At 61.1% G+C, this 12,727-nt stretch carries 11 protein-coding genes and 1 pseudogene; 6 read left to right on the top strand and 6 right to left on the bottom strand.

Features of this window, described 5'->3' with window-relative positions; translation table 11 throughout:
• Window positions 1-229: 229 nt before the first annotated feature.
• From F8N21_RS20940 to F8N21_RS20930, 3 genes and pseudogenes are all read right to left on the bottom strand, one after another.
• Window positions 230-1,738, bottom strand: a complete 1,509-nt coding sequence (locus tag F8N21_RS20940) for a sigma-54-dependent transcriptional regulator (protein WP_150643915.1) — start codon at window positions 1,736-1,738, stop codon at window positions 230-232.
• 265 nt (window positions 1,739-2,003) lie between these two features.
• Window positions 2,004-2,366: a DUF5064 family protein gene (locus F8N21_RS20935; RefSeq protein ID WP_150643914.1), complete on the bottom strand. Its 363-nt coding sequence runs from the start codon at window positions 2,364-2,366 to the stop codon at window positions 2,004-2,006.
• A gap of 65 nt (window positions 2,367-2,431) precedes the next feature.
• Window positions 2,432-2,715: pseudogene (locus F8N21_RS20930) on the bottom strand (carbamate kinase); the annotation flags it as partial.
• A 60-nt stretch (window positions 2,716-2,775) separates the two neighbouring features.
• Here F8N21_RS20930 and F8N21_RS20925 point away from each other — a divergent pair.
• Entirely contained in the window at window positions 2,776-2,958 is a 183-nt protein-coding gene (locus F8N21_RS20925) for a hypothetical protein (RefSeq protein ID WP_150643913.1), read from the top strand.
• Window positions 2,959-3,077: 119 nt separating this feature from the next.
• Window positions 3,078-3,974 (top strand): DNA-3-methyladenine glycosylase family protein, encoded by an 897-nt coding sequence (locus F8N21_RS20920; RefSeq protein WP_150643918.1) that lies wholly within the window; start codon window positions 3,078-3,080, stop codon window positions 3,972-3,974.
• 187 nt (window positions 3,975-4,161) lie between these two features.
• Here F8N21_RS20920 and F8N21_RS20915 read toward each other — a convergent pair whose 3' ends face one another.
• The 3 genes from F8N21_RS20915 to gap form a co-directional block, all read right to left on the bottom strand.
• Window positions 4,162-5,514, bottom strand: coding sequence for a CoA transferase (locus F8N21_RS20915; RefSeq protein ID WP_150643912.1), 1,353 nt, complete (start codon window positions 5,512-5,514; stop codon window positions 4,162-4,164).
• A 69-nt stretch (window positions 5,515-5,583) separates the two neighbouring features.
• Window positions 5,584-6,048, bottom strand: coding sequence for a methylglyoxal synthase (locus F8N21_RS20910; protein WP_150643917.1), 465 nt, complete (start codon window positions 6,046-6,048; stop codon window positions 5,584-5,586).
• 211 nt (window positions 6,049-6,259) lie between these two features.
• Entirely contained in the window at window positions 6,260-7,261 is a 1,002-nt protein-coding gene (gene gap / locus F8N21_RS20905; protein WP_150643911.1) for a type I glyceraldehyde-3-phosphate dehydrogenase, read from the bottom strand.
• A gap of 222 nt (window positions 7,262-7,483) precedes the next feature.
• On the opposite strand from gap, the gene edd reads away from it, so the two are divergent.
• The 4 genes from edd to F8N21_RS20880 all read left to right on the top strand — a co-directional run bounded on the left by edd (window position 7,484) and on the right by F8N21_RS20880 (window position 12,713).
• Window positions 7,484-9,310: a phosphogluconate dehydratase gene (gene edd, locus F8N21_RS20900; RefSeq protein WP_150643910.1), complete on the top strand. Its 1,827-nt coding sequence runs from the start codon at window positions 7,484-7,486 to the stop codon at window positions 9,308-9,310.
• Window positions 9,307-10,263 (top strand): glucokinase, encoded by a 957-nt coding sequence (locus F8N21_RS20895; RefSeq protein ID WP_150643909.1) that lies wholly within the window; start codon window positions 9,307-9,309, stop codon window positions 10,261-10,263. The genes edd and F8N21_RS20895 overlap by 4 nt, the downstream gene beginning before the upstream one ends.
• A gap of 259 nt (window positions 10,264-10,522) precedes the next feature.
• The gene (locus tag F8N21_RS20885) at window positions 10,523-11,254 is read left to right on the top strand and encodes a response regulator (RefSeq protein ID WP_150643908.1); all 732 of its coding nucleotides are present in this window, start codon (window positions 10,523-10,525) and stop codon (window positions 11,252-11,254) included.
• Window positions 11,255-11,285: 31 nt separating this feature from the next.
• Window positions 11,286-12,713, top strand: coding sequence for an ATP-binding protein (locus F8N21_RS20880; RefSeq protein WP_224788262.1), 1,428 nt, complete (start codon window positions 11,286-11,288; stop codon window positions 12,711-12,713).
• Window positions 12,714-12,727: the final 14 nt, after the last annotated feature.

The raw sequence follows: 12,727 nt of genomic DNA, 5'->3' as shown, positions 1-12,727 counted from the left end.
GCGTACGGTGGGGGATTGCGATCTTGTCGCAGGCACTACAAATGCAAAGTCAAAAGATCGCAGCCTGCGGCAGCTCCTACGGGGGGGAGCGTACGGTGGGGGATTGCGATCTTGTCGCAGGCACTACAAATGCAAAGTCAAAAGATCGCAGCCTGCGGCAGCTCCTACAGTCGGATTGGATATGCCCGCAACATTGCAGGCATATGCGGTCGGCGTGGCAGGCGTGTGATCAGGTTTTGCCCGGAATCCCATACTTGCGCAATCGATGGGCGATGGCGGTGTGGGAGGTTTGCAGGCGGCTGGCCAGTTGTCGGGTCGAGGGGTAGTTGACGTAGAGTTTTTCCAGCAGGGTTTTCTCGAACTCCTCCACGGCCTGTTCCAGGCTGTCGACTTCAGTGTCGCTCTGACGCGCTACCGAGGTGCCGGCAATGTCCAGGTCGCCGATGTCCACCAGGCTGCTTTCGCAAATCGCGGCGGCGCGGAAGATCACGTTCTGCAATTGCCGCACGTTGCCCGGCCAGCGGTTGCCCAGCAATGCCGGATAGGTCCCCGGGGCCAGGCGACAGACCGGGCGCTGGATCTGTGCGCAGGCTTGCTGCATGAAGTAGCGCGCCAGCAGCAGGATATCCTGGCCGCGCTCGCGCAGGGGCGGGACTTCGACGTTGAGCACGTTCAAGCGGTAGAACAGGTCTTCACGGAAGCTGCCTTCGCTGACCATTTTTTCCAGGTCGCGGTGGGTCGCGCTGAGGATCCGCACGTTGACCTTGACCTCGCGATCACCGCCCACACGCCTGAAGCTGCCGTCGTTGAGAAAGCGCAGGAGCTTGGCTTGCAGATACGGCGACATCTCGCCGATTTCATCGAGGAATACCGTGCCCTGGTTGGCCAGCTCCATCAATCCCGGCTTGCCACCGCGCTGGGCGCCGGTGAAGGCGCCGGGTGCGTAGCCGAACAGTTCGCTTTCGGCGAGGTTTTCCGGCAGCGCGGCGCAGTTCAGTGCGAGAAACGGTGAGCTGTGGCGAGCACTGGCGGCATGACAGGCGCGGGCCACCAACTCTTTGCCGGTGCCGGTTTCACCCTGGATCAGCAGCGGTGCGTCGAGGGTCGCCACCCGTTGCGCACGGGCCTTGAGGGTACGAATTGCCGGGGAGTCGCCGAGTAGCGCGTCGAAACCTTCGGCATGGTCGTGGTGCAGCGCCGACAGGCGTTCACCAATGCGGTTCGGCTGGTACAGCGTCAGCAAGGCGCCGGCATCGGTGATCGGTGTGGCGTCGAGGAGCAGGGTCTGGCCGTTGACGGTGATCTCGCGCAATGGCAAGCGGAAACCATGCTCGAGCAAGGTATCCAGCAGCGCCGGATCGGCAAACAGTTCGGCGACGCTCTCGCCAGCCGGTTCGCGACCGTACAAGGCAATCAGCGCCGGGTTGGCCAGCAGGACTTTACCGGCGCTGTCCAGGGCCAGCACCGGGTCGGTCATCGCCGCGAGCAATGCGTCGAGTTGCAGATGACGGCGCTGGCCGGGAAGGATGTCGACCACCCGCACCGCTTGTACGCCGTGCACGCTGAACAGCGCATCGCGCAACTCTTCCAGCACCTGCGGGCTCAAGGTCGGGGCATCGATGTAAACGTTGGGTGGAACCATTTCCACCGCATCCAGATTGAGATTGCGCCCACCCAGCAGCGCCAGGACTTCCTGGGTAATGCCAACGCGGTCGATGAAACTGACGTGGATACGCATGGGGCGGTTTTTGATTCTGGAGTGCGGAGGGTGGCAAGTATGCCTTGGAGGAGGGCTGGAGGTGAAATCTTGAGATTGATGTTGGCTGCGAGATCCACCCCTCACCCCAGCCCTCTCCCCATAGGGGAGAGGGGGAAAGGGAGCAGATCTCTAGCGCTTTCAATGCCTGAGTTCGACTCGAAATTGCTGGTCGCAGTACATCCAAAGAACCCCTCGGTCGGTCCCCTCTCCCCCCTGGGGAGAGGGTTAGGGGTGGCCTTCGGATTCACTCCAGATGTTCAGGCTTCACCGGGTCCCCGGACTTGACGTTCAGTTGCTTGCGCACGTCTTCGAACATCTCGTCGTAGTGCTTGTGCACCGAACCGATGCTGCTCAGCGCCTTGGGAATGCCGTGCTTCTCTACGATTTTCGTGATGTTGCTGGCGAAGTTGTAGGCATGATCCTTGGGCAGGAAGAATGATTCTTTCAGATCCTTGCCCTGGATGCTGCCATGCATCGTGAACAGCATCCCTTTACCCTCCTTGGGATCCTCGGTGACTTCATAGTCGATATACACGCTGTAGCTGACATCGTCCTTGTTCAGCGCGTGGCGCTCCATGTGCAGATGACCGGGCTCGAACGTTGCCATTGGCGTGTTTCCTTCGAAGGCATTGGAGAAGGGCAGACCCTATATCTGCCCCCGGAGTTTCTTTCTTATACGTAGGTGATGCCAGGTTTCACCGTGTGGATGCGGGTGCCGGCCGTGCCCTGGACGATCGCCTCGATGTCGGAGAGTGAACTGATCACCGCGATTTTTCCAGTGTTGCGGACGAACCCGCAAGCGGCCTGGACCTTCGGCCCCATGGAGCCGGCGGCGAAGCTCAGAAGTTCTAGCTCGTCCGGGTGGGCCTGGGCGATGGCCTTCTGGGTCGGTTGCTAAAATCGATATAGGCTGCGTTGACGTTGGTGGCGATCACCAGAAAATCACTGCCCAGCTGATGCAGTCCTTCTAAATTCGGAAATGGATCGGCTTGACTCGGTCCCTTGTAGGAGCGAGCTTGCTCGCGATGAACTTAAAAAACGCCGAGGTGTTCCTGGTGCCCCGCGTTATCGTTGGCGACCATCGCGAGCAAGCTCGCTCCTACAGTGGTTTGCATCAGCTTTTAAATATCCGCCAGCGCCGACACCAGGATCGCCTTGATCCTGTCCGTTCTGACTTGAATAACTTGAACCAAGAGTAAGGATGTCTCAACCAGCGCAAAAGCTGCGACTCAGCGCGCTGATCGCTTTGGCAGTGAACAATCGGGGGTTACATGGTTTTTTCGTCGGTCCGCGGTTTGTCCAGTGGCATGCTGTCGTTATGAAGCTGTTGCTGGAATATCGGCCGCCCTTTGACTGGCCGGCGCTGCTGGGTTTCTTGTCGGCACGGGCTATAACCGGAATGGAATGCGTGGTCGATGGGGTGTATTGGCGCAGCATCAATTTGAAGGGTGTTCATGGAGTGCTTTCGGTGAGGCCGGGAGTGGGTGATGCGCTTGAGGTAACGGTGCGCGGTGCCGATCCGGCTTCAATACCGCAGATCCTGCTGCGCTTGCAGCGGATGTTCGATCTGGCGGCGGATCCACACACGATCAACCGGCAACTGGCGCTGGACCCGTTGATGGCCCGGTTGACGGCTACCCGTCCAGGTCTGCGGGTGCCCGGTACCTGGGATGGTTTCGAGTTGGCGATCCGCGCGGTGTTGGGGCAGCAGATCACAGTGGGTGCGGCCATCAGACTGGCGGGAAAATTAGTGGCTCAGTATGGCGAGCCGTTACGTTCAGCGGATCCGCAGCTGCCAGGATTGACCCATGTCTTTCCTGAACCAGCGGTATTGGCCGGGGCTGATCTGGCGACCCTGGGCATGCCCAAAAGCCGTGGCAGGACGTCGTCCGGGGTCGCGCAGGCGCTGTTGGATGATCCCTCGGTATTCGAACCGAAAGCGAATCTGAACGAAGGCATTGCACGGTTGCTGGAACTGCACGGGATTGGTGACTGGACGGCGCAGTACATCGCGATCCGCCAGATGCGGGAGGTCGATGCGTTCCCTTCCGGGGATGTGGGTTTGATCAATGCCTTGGCGGCGCTTGAGGGTGGGCCGGTCACTGCTCGCCAGTTGTTGCACAGAGCCGAAGCCTGGCGCCCGTGGCGGGCGTATGCGGCGCAGCAGCTTTGGACTTCGTTGAGAGGAATTTCTGGCTACGCACATTCCTCGTAGCAGCTGCCGAAGGCTGCGTTCGACTGCGCAGCAGTCGTAAATCCTGCTTCCACGGTGTGTCGGGAATACCGCGGCGCTTGATTTTACGACTGCTGCGCAGTCGAACGCAGGCTTCGCCAGCTGCTACGGTTCGCGTACCGCCTTAACCAACTGGCATTAGGGCTTGCTCGCGCAAGCAATGTGCAGCTCACCACCACTGCGGCCGATGGGAACCCAATTCCCCGGCCGGGATAGACCATTGCAGCGGTGTGCCGGTGATTTTCAGTGGCACTTGTAAACGATACGCCGGCCCCCAGGAAGTCTGTTCGACCAGCAGGCCCTGATCCTCTGAGTCTTCTGCCCGCAAGGGCGCCTGCTTACCCACTTGGCCATGCTCGACCAACAACTTCGCGGTCCGTGCCAATGACAGGCGCGCCGAACTCCCATGGCCGTGGCTCAAACGCTCCGTCAGCGCCCGAATCGCACTCGCGGCCATCAGGTAACCCGTGCCATGGTCCAGTGCCTGGACCGGCAGCGGCGTGGGATTGTCGGTTTTTTTCCAGCGCATGCCGGCCTCGGCAATCCCGCTGCTCATCTGCACCAGGCTGTCGAACCCCCGGCGGTTCTGCCACGGGCCGCTCCAGCCGTAAGCGTTGAGACAGACATCGATCAGCCCCGGTGCGATGTTCTGCCGTTCAATCTGTCCATAACCAAGACGTTCCAGCGCATCGGCCCGGTAGCCATGCAGCAGGATGTCGGCGTCTTTGAGCAGCGCTTCAAACACCGTGCGATCAGCCTTGTCATGCAGGTTCAGCCGGGTGCAGCGTTTGCCCAGAGTCACTTCGGGGACCACACCCGGCTCGTTCCAGTCTGGCGGATCGACACGCAGCACATCGGCACCGAGTCCGGCGAGGAAGCGGCTGGCAATCGGGCCGGCGAGGACTCGGGTCAGATCCAGTACCTTGATTCCGGCCAGCGGCTGCGCCACCGAACCCTGCCATGGCTTCGCGTTCCGGTCGGGGTTGGCGGCGAAATGCATCAGTGGTTCGGCGTTGACCGCCATTCCCTGCGGATGGGCCTGCCACTGCTCCCACGAACGCATTTCGGCCGCGCAACCGCCGGCATCGACAACCGCTTGCTCCAGAGCACTCTTGGCCCATTGCACCACCTTGATCGCCATTGCCGCGCGGTCGGTACAAGGACCGAGAACCGCTTCGGCAGCGGCGCGGTGATGCGGCGCGTTGGTGTGCAGGCGGATCCAGCCGTCTTTGGTTGCGTAGTCGCCGGCCACCGGGTCCCACAGCGGTGGCACGCTCCAGCCCTGCGGGCGGATCGAGGTGGCAAACCAGAAGGATGCCAGACGCCGGTCGACTACAAGGCTGGGCATACGGCCGGTTTGCTGGTGCAAGAGCTCGCTGACGGCCTGGCCGGCGGCAGCAATGCTGGCACTGGCCAGATCGGTCACGGCAAAGGCCGAGGGCAGGGCGCCGCTGGAAGTGAATTGGATCGGGGTGTGGGGCAAGCCGAGTGCGGCTTGAATGGACGTCAGAAAATCGGTCATCGAAGGCCCTCCGGGAAGAGAGGGCAGCATAGATCAAAAGATCGCAGCCTTCGGCAGCTCCTACCAGGGTTATTTGCGACTCAGCAGATACGCCTCGTAATCAGGAATCCGATACGAGTGCGCCTGATCCATCAGCGGGCTGCCGAGCAGGTAATCGGCGCTGCATTCATTGCACGCCACCGGGATGTTCCAGACCGCCGCGACCCGCAATAGCGCCTTGATGTCCGGGTCGTGGGGTTGTGGCTCGAAGGGGTCCCAGAAAAACACCAGCATATCCACCCGCTGCTCGGCGATCCGCGCGCCGAGCTGCTGATCGCCGCCCAGGGGGCCGCTGATCATGCTCTCCACGGGCAGCCCCAGACGTTTGCTCAGCAGCAGGCCGGTGGTGCCGGTGGCGACCAGTTCGTGCTGGGCGAGTTTGTCCTGTTGCCGCTCGGCCCAATCGAGCAGGAACACCTTGCAGTGGTCATGGGCGACCAGGGCGATGCGCTTGCGCGCCGCCATGGTTTTCTGGGTGAAGCTGATACCGATCATCGGTTGCTGTTCCACAGGGGATCCGCCTTATTCTGAATGACAACGCGCACTCGTAGGAGCTGCCGCAGGCTGCGATCTTTGATCTTGCTCTGGGGCCAACTCCAAAATCGCCAAAAGATCGCAGGCTGCGCCAGCTCCTACGCCGACCGGGTACACCCGTGAAATTGTAGTGACACACGATTCGGTGAGATGGGCGACCAAGGTGGTCCGCCTATTCGGCGTTGCAGAGCGCCAGGCAATTGTCGAGCATGCGGTTGGAGAAGCCCCATTCGTTGTCGTACCAGGCCAGCACCTTGAGCAGCTTGCCGCTGGATTTGGTGTGGTTGGCATCGAAAATCGACGACAGAGGGTTGTGGTTGAAGTCACTGGAGACCAGCGGCAGGGTGTTGTAGCCGAGGATCTTCGAGTGCTGGCTGGCTTCCTTGAGCAACGCGTTGACCTGATCGGCGCTCGCTTCTCTCTTGAGTTGCACGGTCAGGTCCACCAGCGACACGTTGATCACTGGTACGCGCACCGACATACCGGTCAGTTTGCCCGCCAGTTCCGGCAGCACCAGACCCACCGCTTCGGCGGCGCCGGTCTTGCTCGGGATCATATTCTGGGTGGCCGAACGCGCACGATACGGGTCGACATGATAGACGTCGGTCAGGTGCTGGTCGTTGGTGTAGGCGTGAATGGTGGTCATCAAGCCGCTTTCGATACCCAACTCGCGGTGCAGCACCTGGGCGATGGGGGCCAGGCAGTTGGTGGTGCAGGAGGCGTTGGAGATGATCTGATGCGACTGGCGCAGAATGTCGTGGTTGACCCCGTAAACCACGGTGGCGTCGGCGCCTTTGGCCGGTGCCGAGATAATCACTTTGCGGGCCCCGGCAGTAATATGCGCGGCGGCCTTGGCACGGTCGGTGAACAGGCCAGTGCATTCGAAGACGACGTCGATCTTCTCGGCAGCCCATGGCAGCTCGGCCGGGTTGCGGATGGCGCTGACGGCAATTCGGTCACCGTTGACGGTCAGGCTTTCCCGATCGTGCTGTACATCGGCATCAAAGGTGCCGTGGACGGTGTCGTACTTGAGCAGGTGGGCATTCATCGCGCTGTCCCCCAGATCGTTGATGGCGACGATCTGCAGATCCTGGCGGTAGCCTTGGGTATAGAGTGCTCGCAGGACGTTACGGCCAATACGGCCAAAACCATTGATTGCAATTCTTAGAGTCATTTGAAAAGCGCCTGTCATCGTTTTGTTGTTGGAATAACAAGATTATTCGTAAAAAAATAGAAAACAAGCCTTTTTAGTGGCAATATTTTATCTTATCTACAACGAGTGACCTGAATCAACTGGTCCGAATGATTGAAAAACACGTCTGCAATGCCAAGCGCAGACCCCTTCAGTCAGCATAGACAATCAGGTCGCCACATCCGTTAGCCTGGAGTTCTACACATGCATCCCCGCGTCCTTGAGGTCACCGAACGGCTTATTTCCCGCAGTCGCGCTACTCGTGAGGCTTATCTTGCCCTGATTCGCGGTGCCGCCAGCGATGGCCCGCAACGCGCCAGACTGCAATGTGCCAACTTCGCCCACGGCGTAGCCGCTTGTGGCACTGAAGACAAAAACAATCTGCGAATGATGAACGCCGCCAACGTAGCCATTGTTTCGTCATATAACGACATGCTCTCGGCGCATCAGCCGTACGAGCACTACCCGGAACAACTTAAACACGCACTGCGCGAGATCGGCTCGGTCGGTCAGTTCGCCGGTGGCGTGCCGGCCATGTGTGACGGCGTTACCCAGGGCGAACCGGGGATGGAGCTGGGGATCGCCAGCCGCGAAGTGATCGCGATGTCGACTGCCGTGGCGCTGTCCCACAACATGTTCGATGCGGCGATAATGCTCGGTATCTGCGACAAGATCGTTCCCGGCCTGATGATGGGCGCGCTGCGCTTCGGTCATCTGCCCACGATCTTTGTCCCCGGCGGACCGATGGTCTCGGGGATTTCCAACAAGGAAAAAGCCGACGTCCGCCAGCGTTATGCCGAAGGCAAGGCCAGCCGCGAGGAGCTGCTGGAAACGGAGATGAAGTCCTACCACAGCCCCGGCACCTGCACCTTCTACGGCACCGCCAACACCAACCAGTTGCTGATGGAAGTCATGGGCCTGCACTTGCCGGGCGCCTCTTTCGTCAATCCGAACACCCCATTGCGCGATGCCCTGACCCGCGAAGCGGCGCATCAGATCACCCGTCTGACCAAACAGAGCGGCAATTTCATGCCGCTGGGCGAAATCGTCGACGAGCGCTCGCTGGTCAACTCGATCGTTGCCCTGCATGCCACCGGCGGTTCGACCAACCACACCCTGCACATGCCGGCGATTGCCATGGCGGCGGGCATTCAACTGACCTGGCAGGACATGGCCGACCTCTCCGAGGTGGTGCCGACCCTGTCCCACGTCTACCCGAACGGCAAGGCCGACATCAACCACTTCCAGGCTGCCGGGGGGATGTCGTTCCTGATCCGCGAACTGCTCGAAGCCGGTCTGCTCCACGAAAACGTCAACACCGTGGCCGGCCATGGCCTGAGCCGCTACATCCAGGAGCCGTTCCTGGAGAACGGTGAACTGGTCTGGCGTGAAGGTCCGATCGAAAGCCTCGATGAAAACATCTTGCGGCCGGTGGCTCGGGCGTTCTCGCCAGAGGGCGGCCTGCGGGTGATGGAAGGTAACCTTGGTCGCGGCGTGATGAAGGTCTCGGCGGTTGCGCCTGAGCATCAGATCGTCGAAGCGCCGGCGGTGGTGTTCCAGGATCAACAAGACCTGGCCGATGCGTTCAAGGCCGGTCTGTTGGAAAAGGACTTTGTCGCGGTGATGCGCTTCCAGGGGCCGCGTTCCAACGGCATGCCGGAACTGCACAAGATGACACCGTTCCTCGGCGTGCTGCAGGACCGTGGTTTCAAGGTCGCACTGGTTACCGACGGGCGCATGTCCGGCGCTTCCGGGAAGATCCCGGCAGCTATCCACGTCTGCCCCGAAGCCTTTGTCGGCGGCGCGCTGGCGCGGGTGCTCGATGGCGATATCATCCGCGTCGATGGCGTCGAAGGCACCTTGCAGCTTATGGTGGACGCCGATGAATTTGCCGCCCGTGAGCCGGCCAAGGGCTTGCTGGATAACGGCATCGGCTGCGGTCGTGAATTGTTCGGTTTCATGCGCATGGCCTTCAGCTCGGCAGAGCAGGGCGCCAGCGCCTTTACCTCTGCACTGGAGACCCTTAAGTGAAGTTAGCGCTGGTCGGTGACATTGGCGGAACCAATGCACGTTTTGCGTTGTGGAAAGATCAGCGCCTGGAGTCGATCCAGGTGCTGGCGACGGCAGATTACGCCAACCCGGAAGCGGCGATTGGTGTCTATCTGAGCGGACTGGGCTTGCCGCCCGGTTCGATCGGGTCGGTATGCCTGTCGGTGGCAGGCCCCGTGGGTGGCGATGAGTTTCGCTTCACCAACAATCACTGGCGGCTGAGTCGCAAAGCCTTCTGCCAGACCTTGCAGGTCGATCAGCTGTTACTGGTCAACGACTTCTCGGCCATGGCCTTGGGCATGACCCGCTTGCAGCCGGACGATTTTCGCGTGGTCTGCGGAGGGACTCCCGAGCCATTGCGCCCGGCGGTGGTGATCGGTCCCGGTACCGGACTTGGCGTGGGTACGTTGCTGGATCTGGGCGAAGGTCGCTGGATGGCGTTACCGGGTGAAGGCGGACACGTCGACCTGCCATTGAGTAGCCTGCGGGAAACCCAGTTGTGGCAACACATCTACAGTGAAATCGGGCATGTCAGCGCTGAAACAGCATTGAGCGGCAGCGGCTTGCCACGGGTCTATCGAGCGATTTGCGCGGTGGACGGGCATGAACCGGTGCTCGATACCCCGCAAGAGATCACCGCTGCCGGGCTGGCGGGTGATCCGATTGCCCTGGAAGTGCTGGAGCAGTTCTGCTGCTGGCTCGGCCGTGTCGCCGGCAACAATGTGTTGACCTGCGGGGGGCGGGGTGGGGTGTACATCGTCGGCGGGGTTGTTCCGCGGTTTGCCGAGTTCTTCCTGGAGAGTGGTTTTGCTCGTTGCTTCGCCGACAAGGGCTGCATGAGCGATTACTTCAAGGGCATTCCGGTGTGGCTGGTAACGGCACCGTACTCCGGATTGACCGGCGCGGGCGTGGCGCTGGAGCAGGCGGTTATCTAGCTGAAAATGATCACCTGTGGCGAGCGGGCTTACTGTGGCGAGGGGGCTTGCCCCCGCTGGAGCGCGAAGCGGTCCCAAAGCCTGCCATCGGGTTTTATCTGACAAAACTCAGTTGCAGAGTTTACGACTGCTTCGCAGCCGAGCGGGGCGATGCGGCGTTCCGACAAGCCCCCTCGCCACAGAAGCCCATTCGCCGTACATTTGCGCTCAGGCATAATCCTCAGTTCCGGTTCCATCCATAACAACAAGGACGACCCCCGTGAGCGCAGTCAACAAGTCGATTTTGTTGGTCGATGACGATCAAGAGATACGCGAGTTGCTGGACACCTACCTCAGTCGCGCCGGTTTCCAGGTGCGGACCACGCCTGACGGTGCCGGGTTTCGCCAGGCGTTGAACGAGGCACCGAGTGATCTGGTGATCCTCGACGTGATGCTGCCGGACGAAGACGGCTTCAGCCTGTGCCGCTGGATTCGCCAGCACCCGCGTCAGTCCCAGGTGCCGATCATCATGCTCACCGCCAGTTCCGACGAAGCCGACCGGGTCATCGGTCTGGAGCTGGGGGCCGACGACTACCTTGGCAAACCTTTCAGCCCTCGGGAACTGCAGGCGCGGATCAAAGCACTGCTGCGCCGGGCTCAGTTCGGCCAGGAGCGCTCCGGCGGCGAGGTGTTGTCTTTCGATGAGTGGCGCCTGGATATGGTCAGTCATCGGCTGTTTCATAACGACGGCGAAGAAGTGATTTTGTCCGGCGCCGATTTTGCCTTGCTGAAACTGTTCCTCGATCACCCCCAGGAAATCCTCGACCGCGACACCATCGGCAACGCCACTCGCGGCCGCGATCTGATGCCCCTGGACCGGATCGTCGACATGGCGGTCAGCCGCTTGCGCCAGCGTTTGCGCGACACCGACAAACCGCCACGCTTGATTCGCACGGTGCGCGGCAGCGGTTATCAATTGGCCGCCAATGTGGTTGCCAGCAATGGTCACTGAGTTCTTCAGCCGGATCGCCCGGCGCGTGCCAATGCCGCGCTCGTTGCTGGGGCGAATGTTGCTGCTGACCTTGCTCGCGGTGCTGTTCGCCCAGACGCTGTCGAGTGTGATCTGGGTCTCGCAACTGCGTGCCACCCAGCTGGAAGGCCTGGTCACCAGCGCCCGTAGCCTGGCCCATTCAATGACCGCCAGCGTCAGTTACTTCCGCTCCTTGCCAGTGGCTTACCGACCCTTGGTCCTCGACCAGCTGCGCAGCATGGGCGGTACGCGTTTCGTCGTGACCCTCAACGACAAGCCGTTGGGCATGGAGGTTTTGCCACAGACTCCGCGCAAGCAGGCGGTGCTCAAGGCGGTGGAAGAAGTGCTGCGCCAGTCCCTGGGTAATGAGGCCGATATCTCGGTGCAGTTCGTCAGCGCCGAGGACCTGCGAATCTTCAACGGTGGTTTGAAACTCGATGAGTTGCCGCGCTCCTGGGCCCATTACGCGTTGACCCTGGAACCGGTGAACCCGCCGGTGCTGGTGACGCAAATCCAGTTGGCCCCGGGTGAATGGCTGTACATCGCCTCATTGTTGCCCGAGCCCTACACCAGCCTCGAAGCGCAAGGGCTGCCGTCGCAGCAGGTGTGGTTCATTGTCCTGACCAGCAGTTTTCTGCTGCTGTTTATCGGCCTGCTGGTGCACTGGCAGAGCCGGCCGCTCAAGCGCTTGGCGCGGGCCGCACGGGACATGTCGCTGGGCGCCGAAGTCGAGCCGGTAGCCGAAGGCGGCGGCAGCGAAGTGGTCGAGGTCGGCCGCGCGTTCAATGCCATGCGCGAGCGCATCAGCCGCTACCTGACCGAGCGCAGCCAGTTGTTCAGCGCTATTTCCCATGACTTGCGCACGCCGATTACCCGTCTGCGGCTGCGGGTCGAATTGCTGGAAGATGAACAGCTGCAAGCCAAGTTCGGTCGCGATCTCGATGAATTGGAGTTGCTGGTCAAGGGCGCGCTGCAATGTGTCAAGGACACCGATATTCATGAAAACATCGAGCCGGTGGACCTCAACCATGTGCTCGATTGCCTGGTCGAACCCTATCTGGCACCCAACGGTAATGGCCGGGTGACTCAGCAGGGGCGCGCGCTGGCCACCTATCCCGGCAAGCCGCTGGCGCTCAAGCGCTGCATTGGCAACCTGATCGACAACGCCCTGAAGTATGGGCGCAAGGCCCATCTGCACATCGACGACGATGACAGCGCGTTCATCCTGCATGTGGATGACGAAGGCCCCGGCGTGCCGGAACAGCGTCTGGAACAGTGCTTCGAACCGCACTTTCGTCTGGCAGGGCAACAGCAGGGTTACGGCCTGGGACTGGGCATCGCCCGCAACATTGCCCACAGCCATGGCGGCGAAGTGAGCTTGCAGAATCTGCGCGAAGGCGGGTTGCGGGTGACCTTGCATTTGCCGCGTTCGGTGGATTGAGGCGATAGCGCGGC

The organism is Pseudomonas fluorescens (genome assembly GCF_902497895.1).
Classification (GTDB): Bacteria; Pseudomonadota; Gammaproteobacteria; order Pseudomonadales; family Pseudomonadaceae; genus Aquipseudomonas; species Aquipseudomonas fluorescens_BP.
This window is presented reverse-complemented; position numbering and strand designations above follow the sequence as displayed.

Bases quoted from the DNA above. Each gene is read 5' to 3' on its own strand.
- F8N21_RS20915 (WP_150643912.1), bottom strand. From the start codon at position 5,514: ATGACCGATTTTCTGACGTCCATTCAAGCCGCACTCGGCTTGCCCCAC.
- F8N21_RS20920 (WP_150643918.1), top strand. From the start codon at position 3,078: ATGAAGCTGTTGCTGGAATATCGGCCGCCCTTTGACTGGCCGGCGCTG.
- F8N21_RS20935 (WP_150643914.1), bottom strand. From the start codon at position 2,366: ATGGCAACGTTCGAGCCCGGTCATCTGCACATGGAGCGCCACGCGCTG.
- F8N21_RS20880 (WP_224788262.1), top strand. From the start codon at position 11,286: ATGCCGCGCTCGTTGCTGGGGCGAATGTTGCTGCTGACCTTGCTCGCG.
- edd (WP_150643910.1), top strand. From the start codon at position 7,484: ATGCATCCCCGCGTCCTTGAGGTCACCGAACGGCTTATTTCCCGCAGT.
- F8N21_RS20910 (WP_150643917.1), bottom strand. From the start codon at position 6,048: ATGATCGGTATCAGCTTCACCCAGAAAACCATGGCGGCGCGCAAGCGC.
- F8N21_RS20940 (WP_150643915.1), bottom strand. From the start codon at position 1,738: ATGCGTATCCACGTCAGTTTCATCGACCGCGTTGGCATTACCCAGGAA.
- gap (WP_150643911.1), bottom strand. From the start codon at position 7,261: ATGACTCTAAGAATTGCAATCAATGGTTTTGGCCGTATTGGCCGTAAC.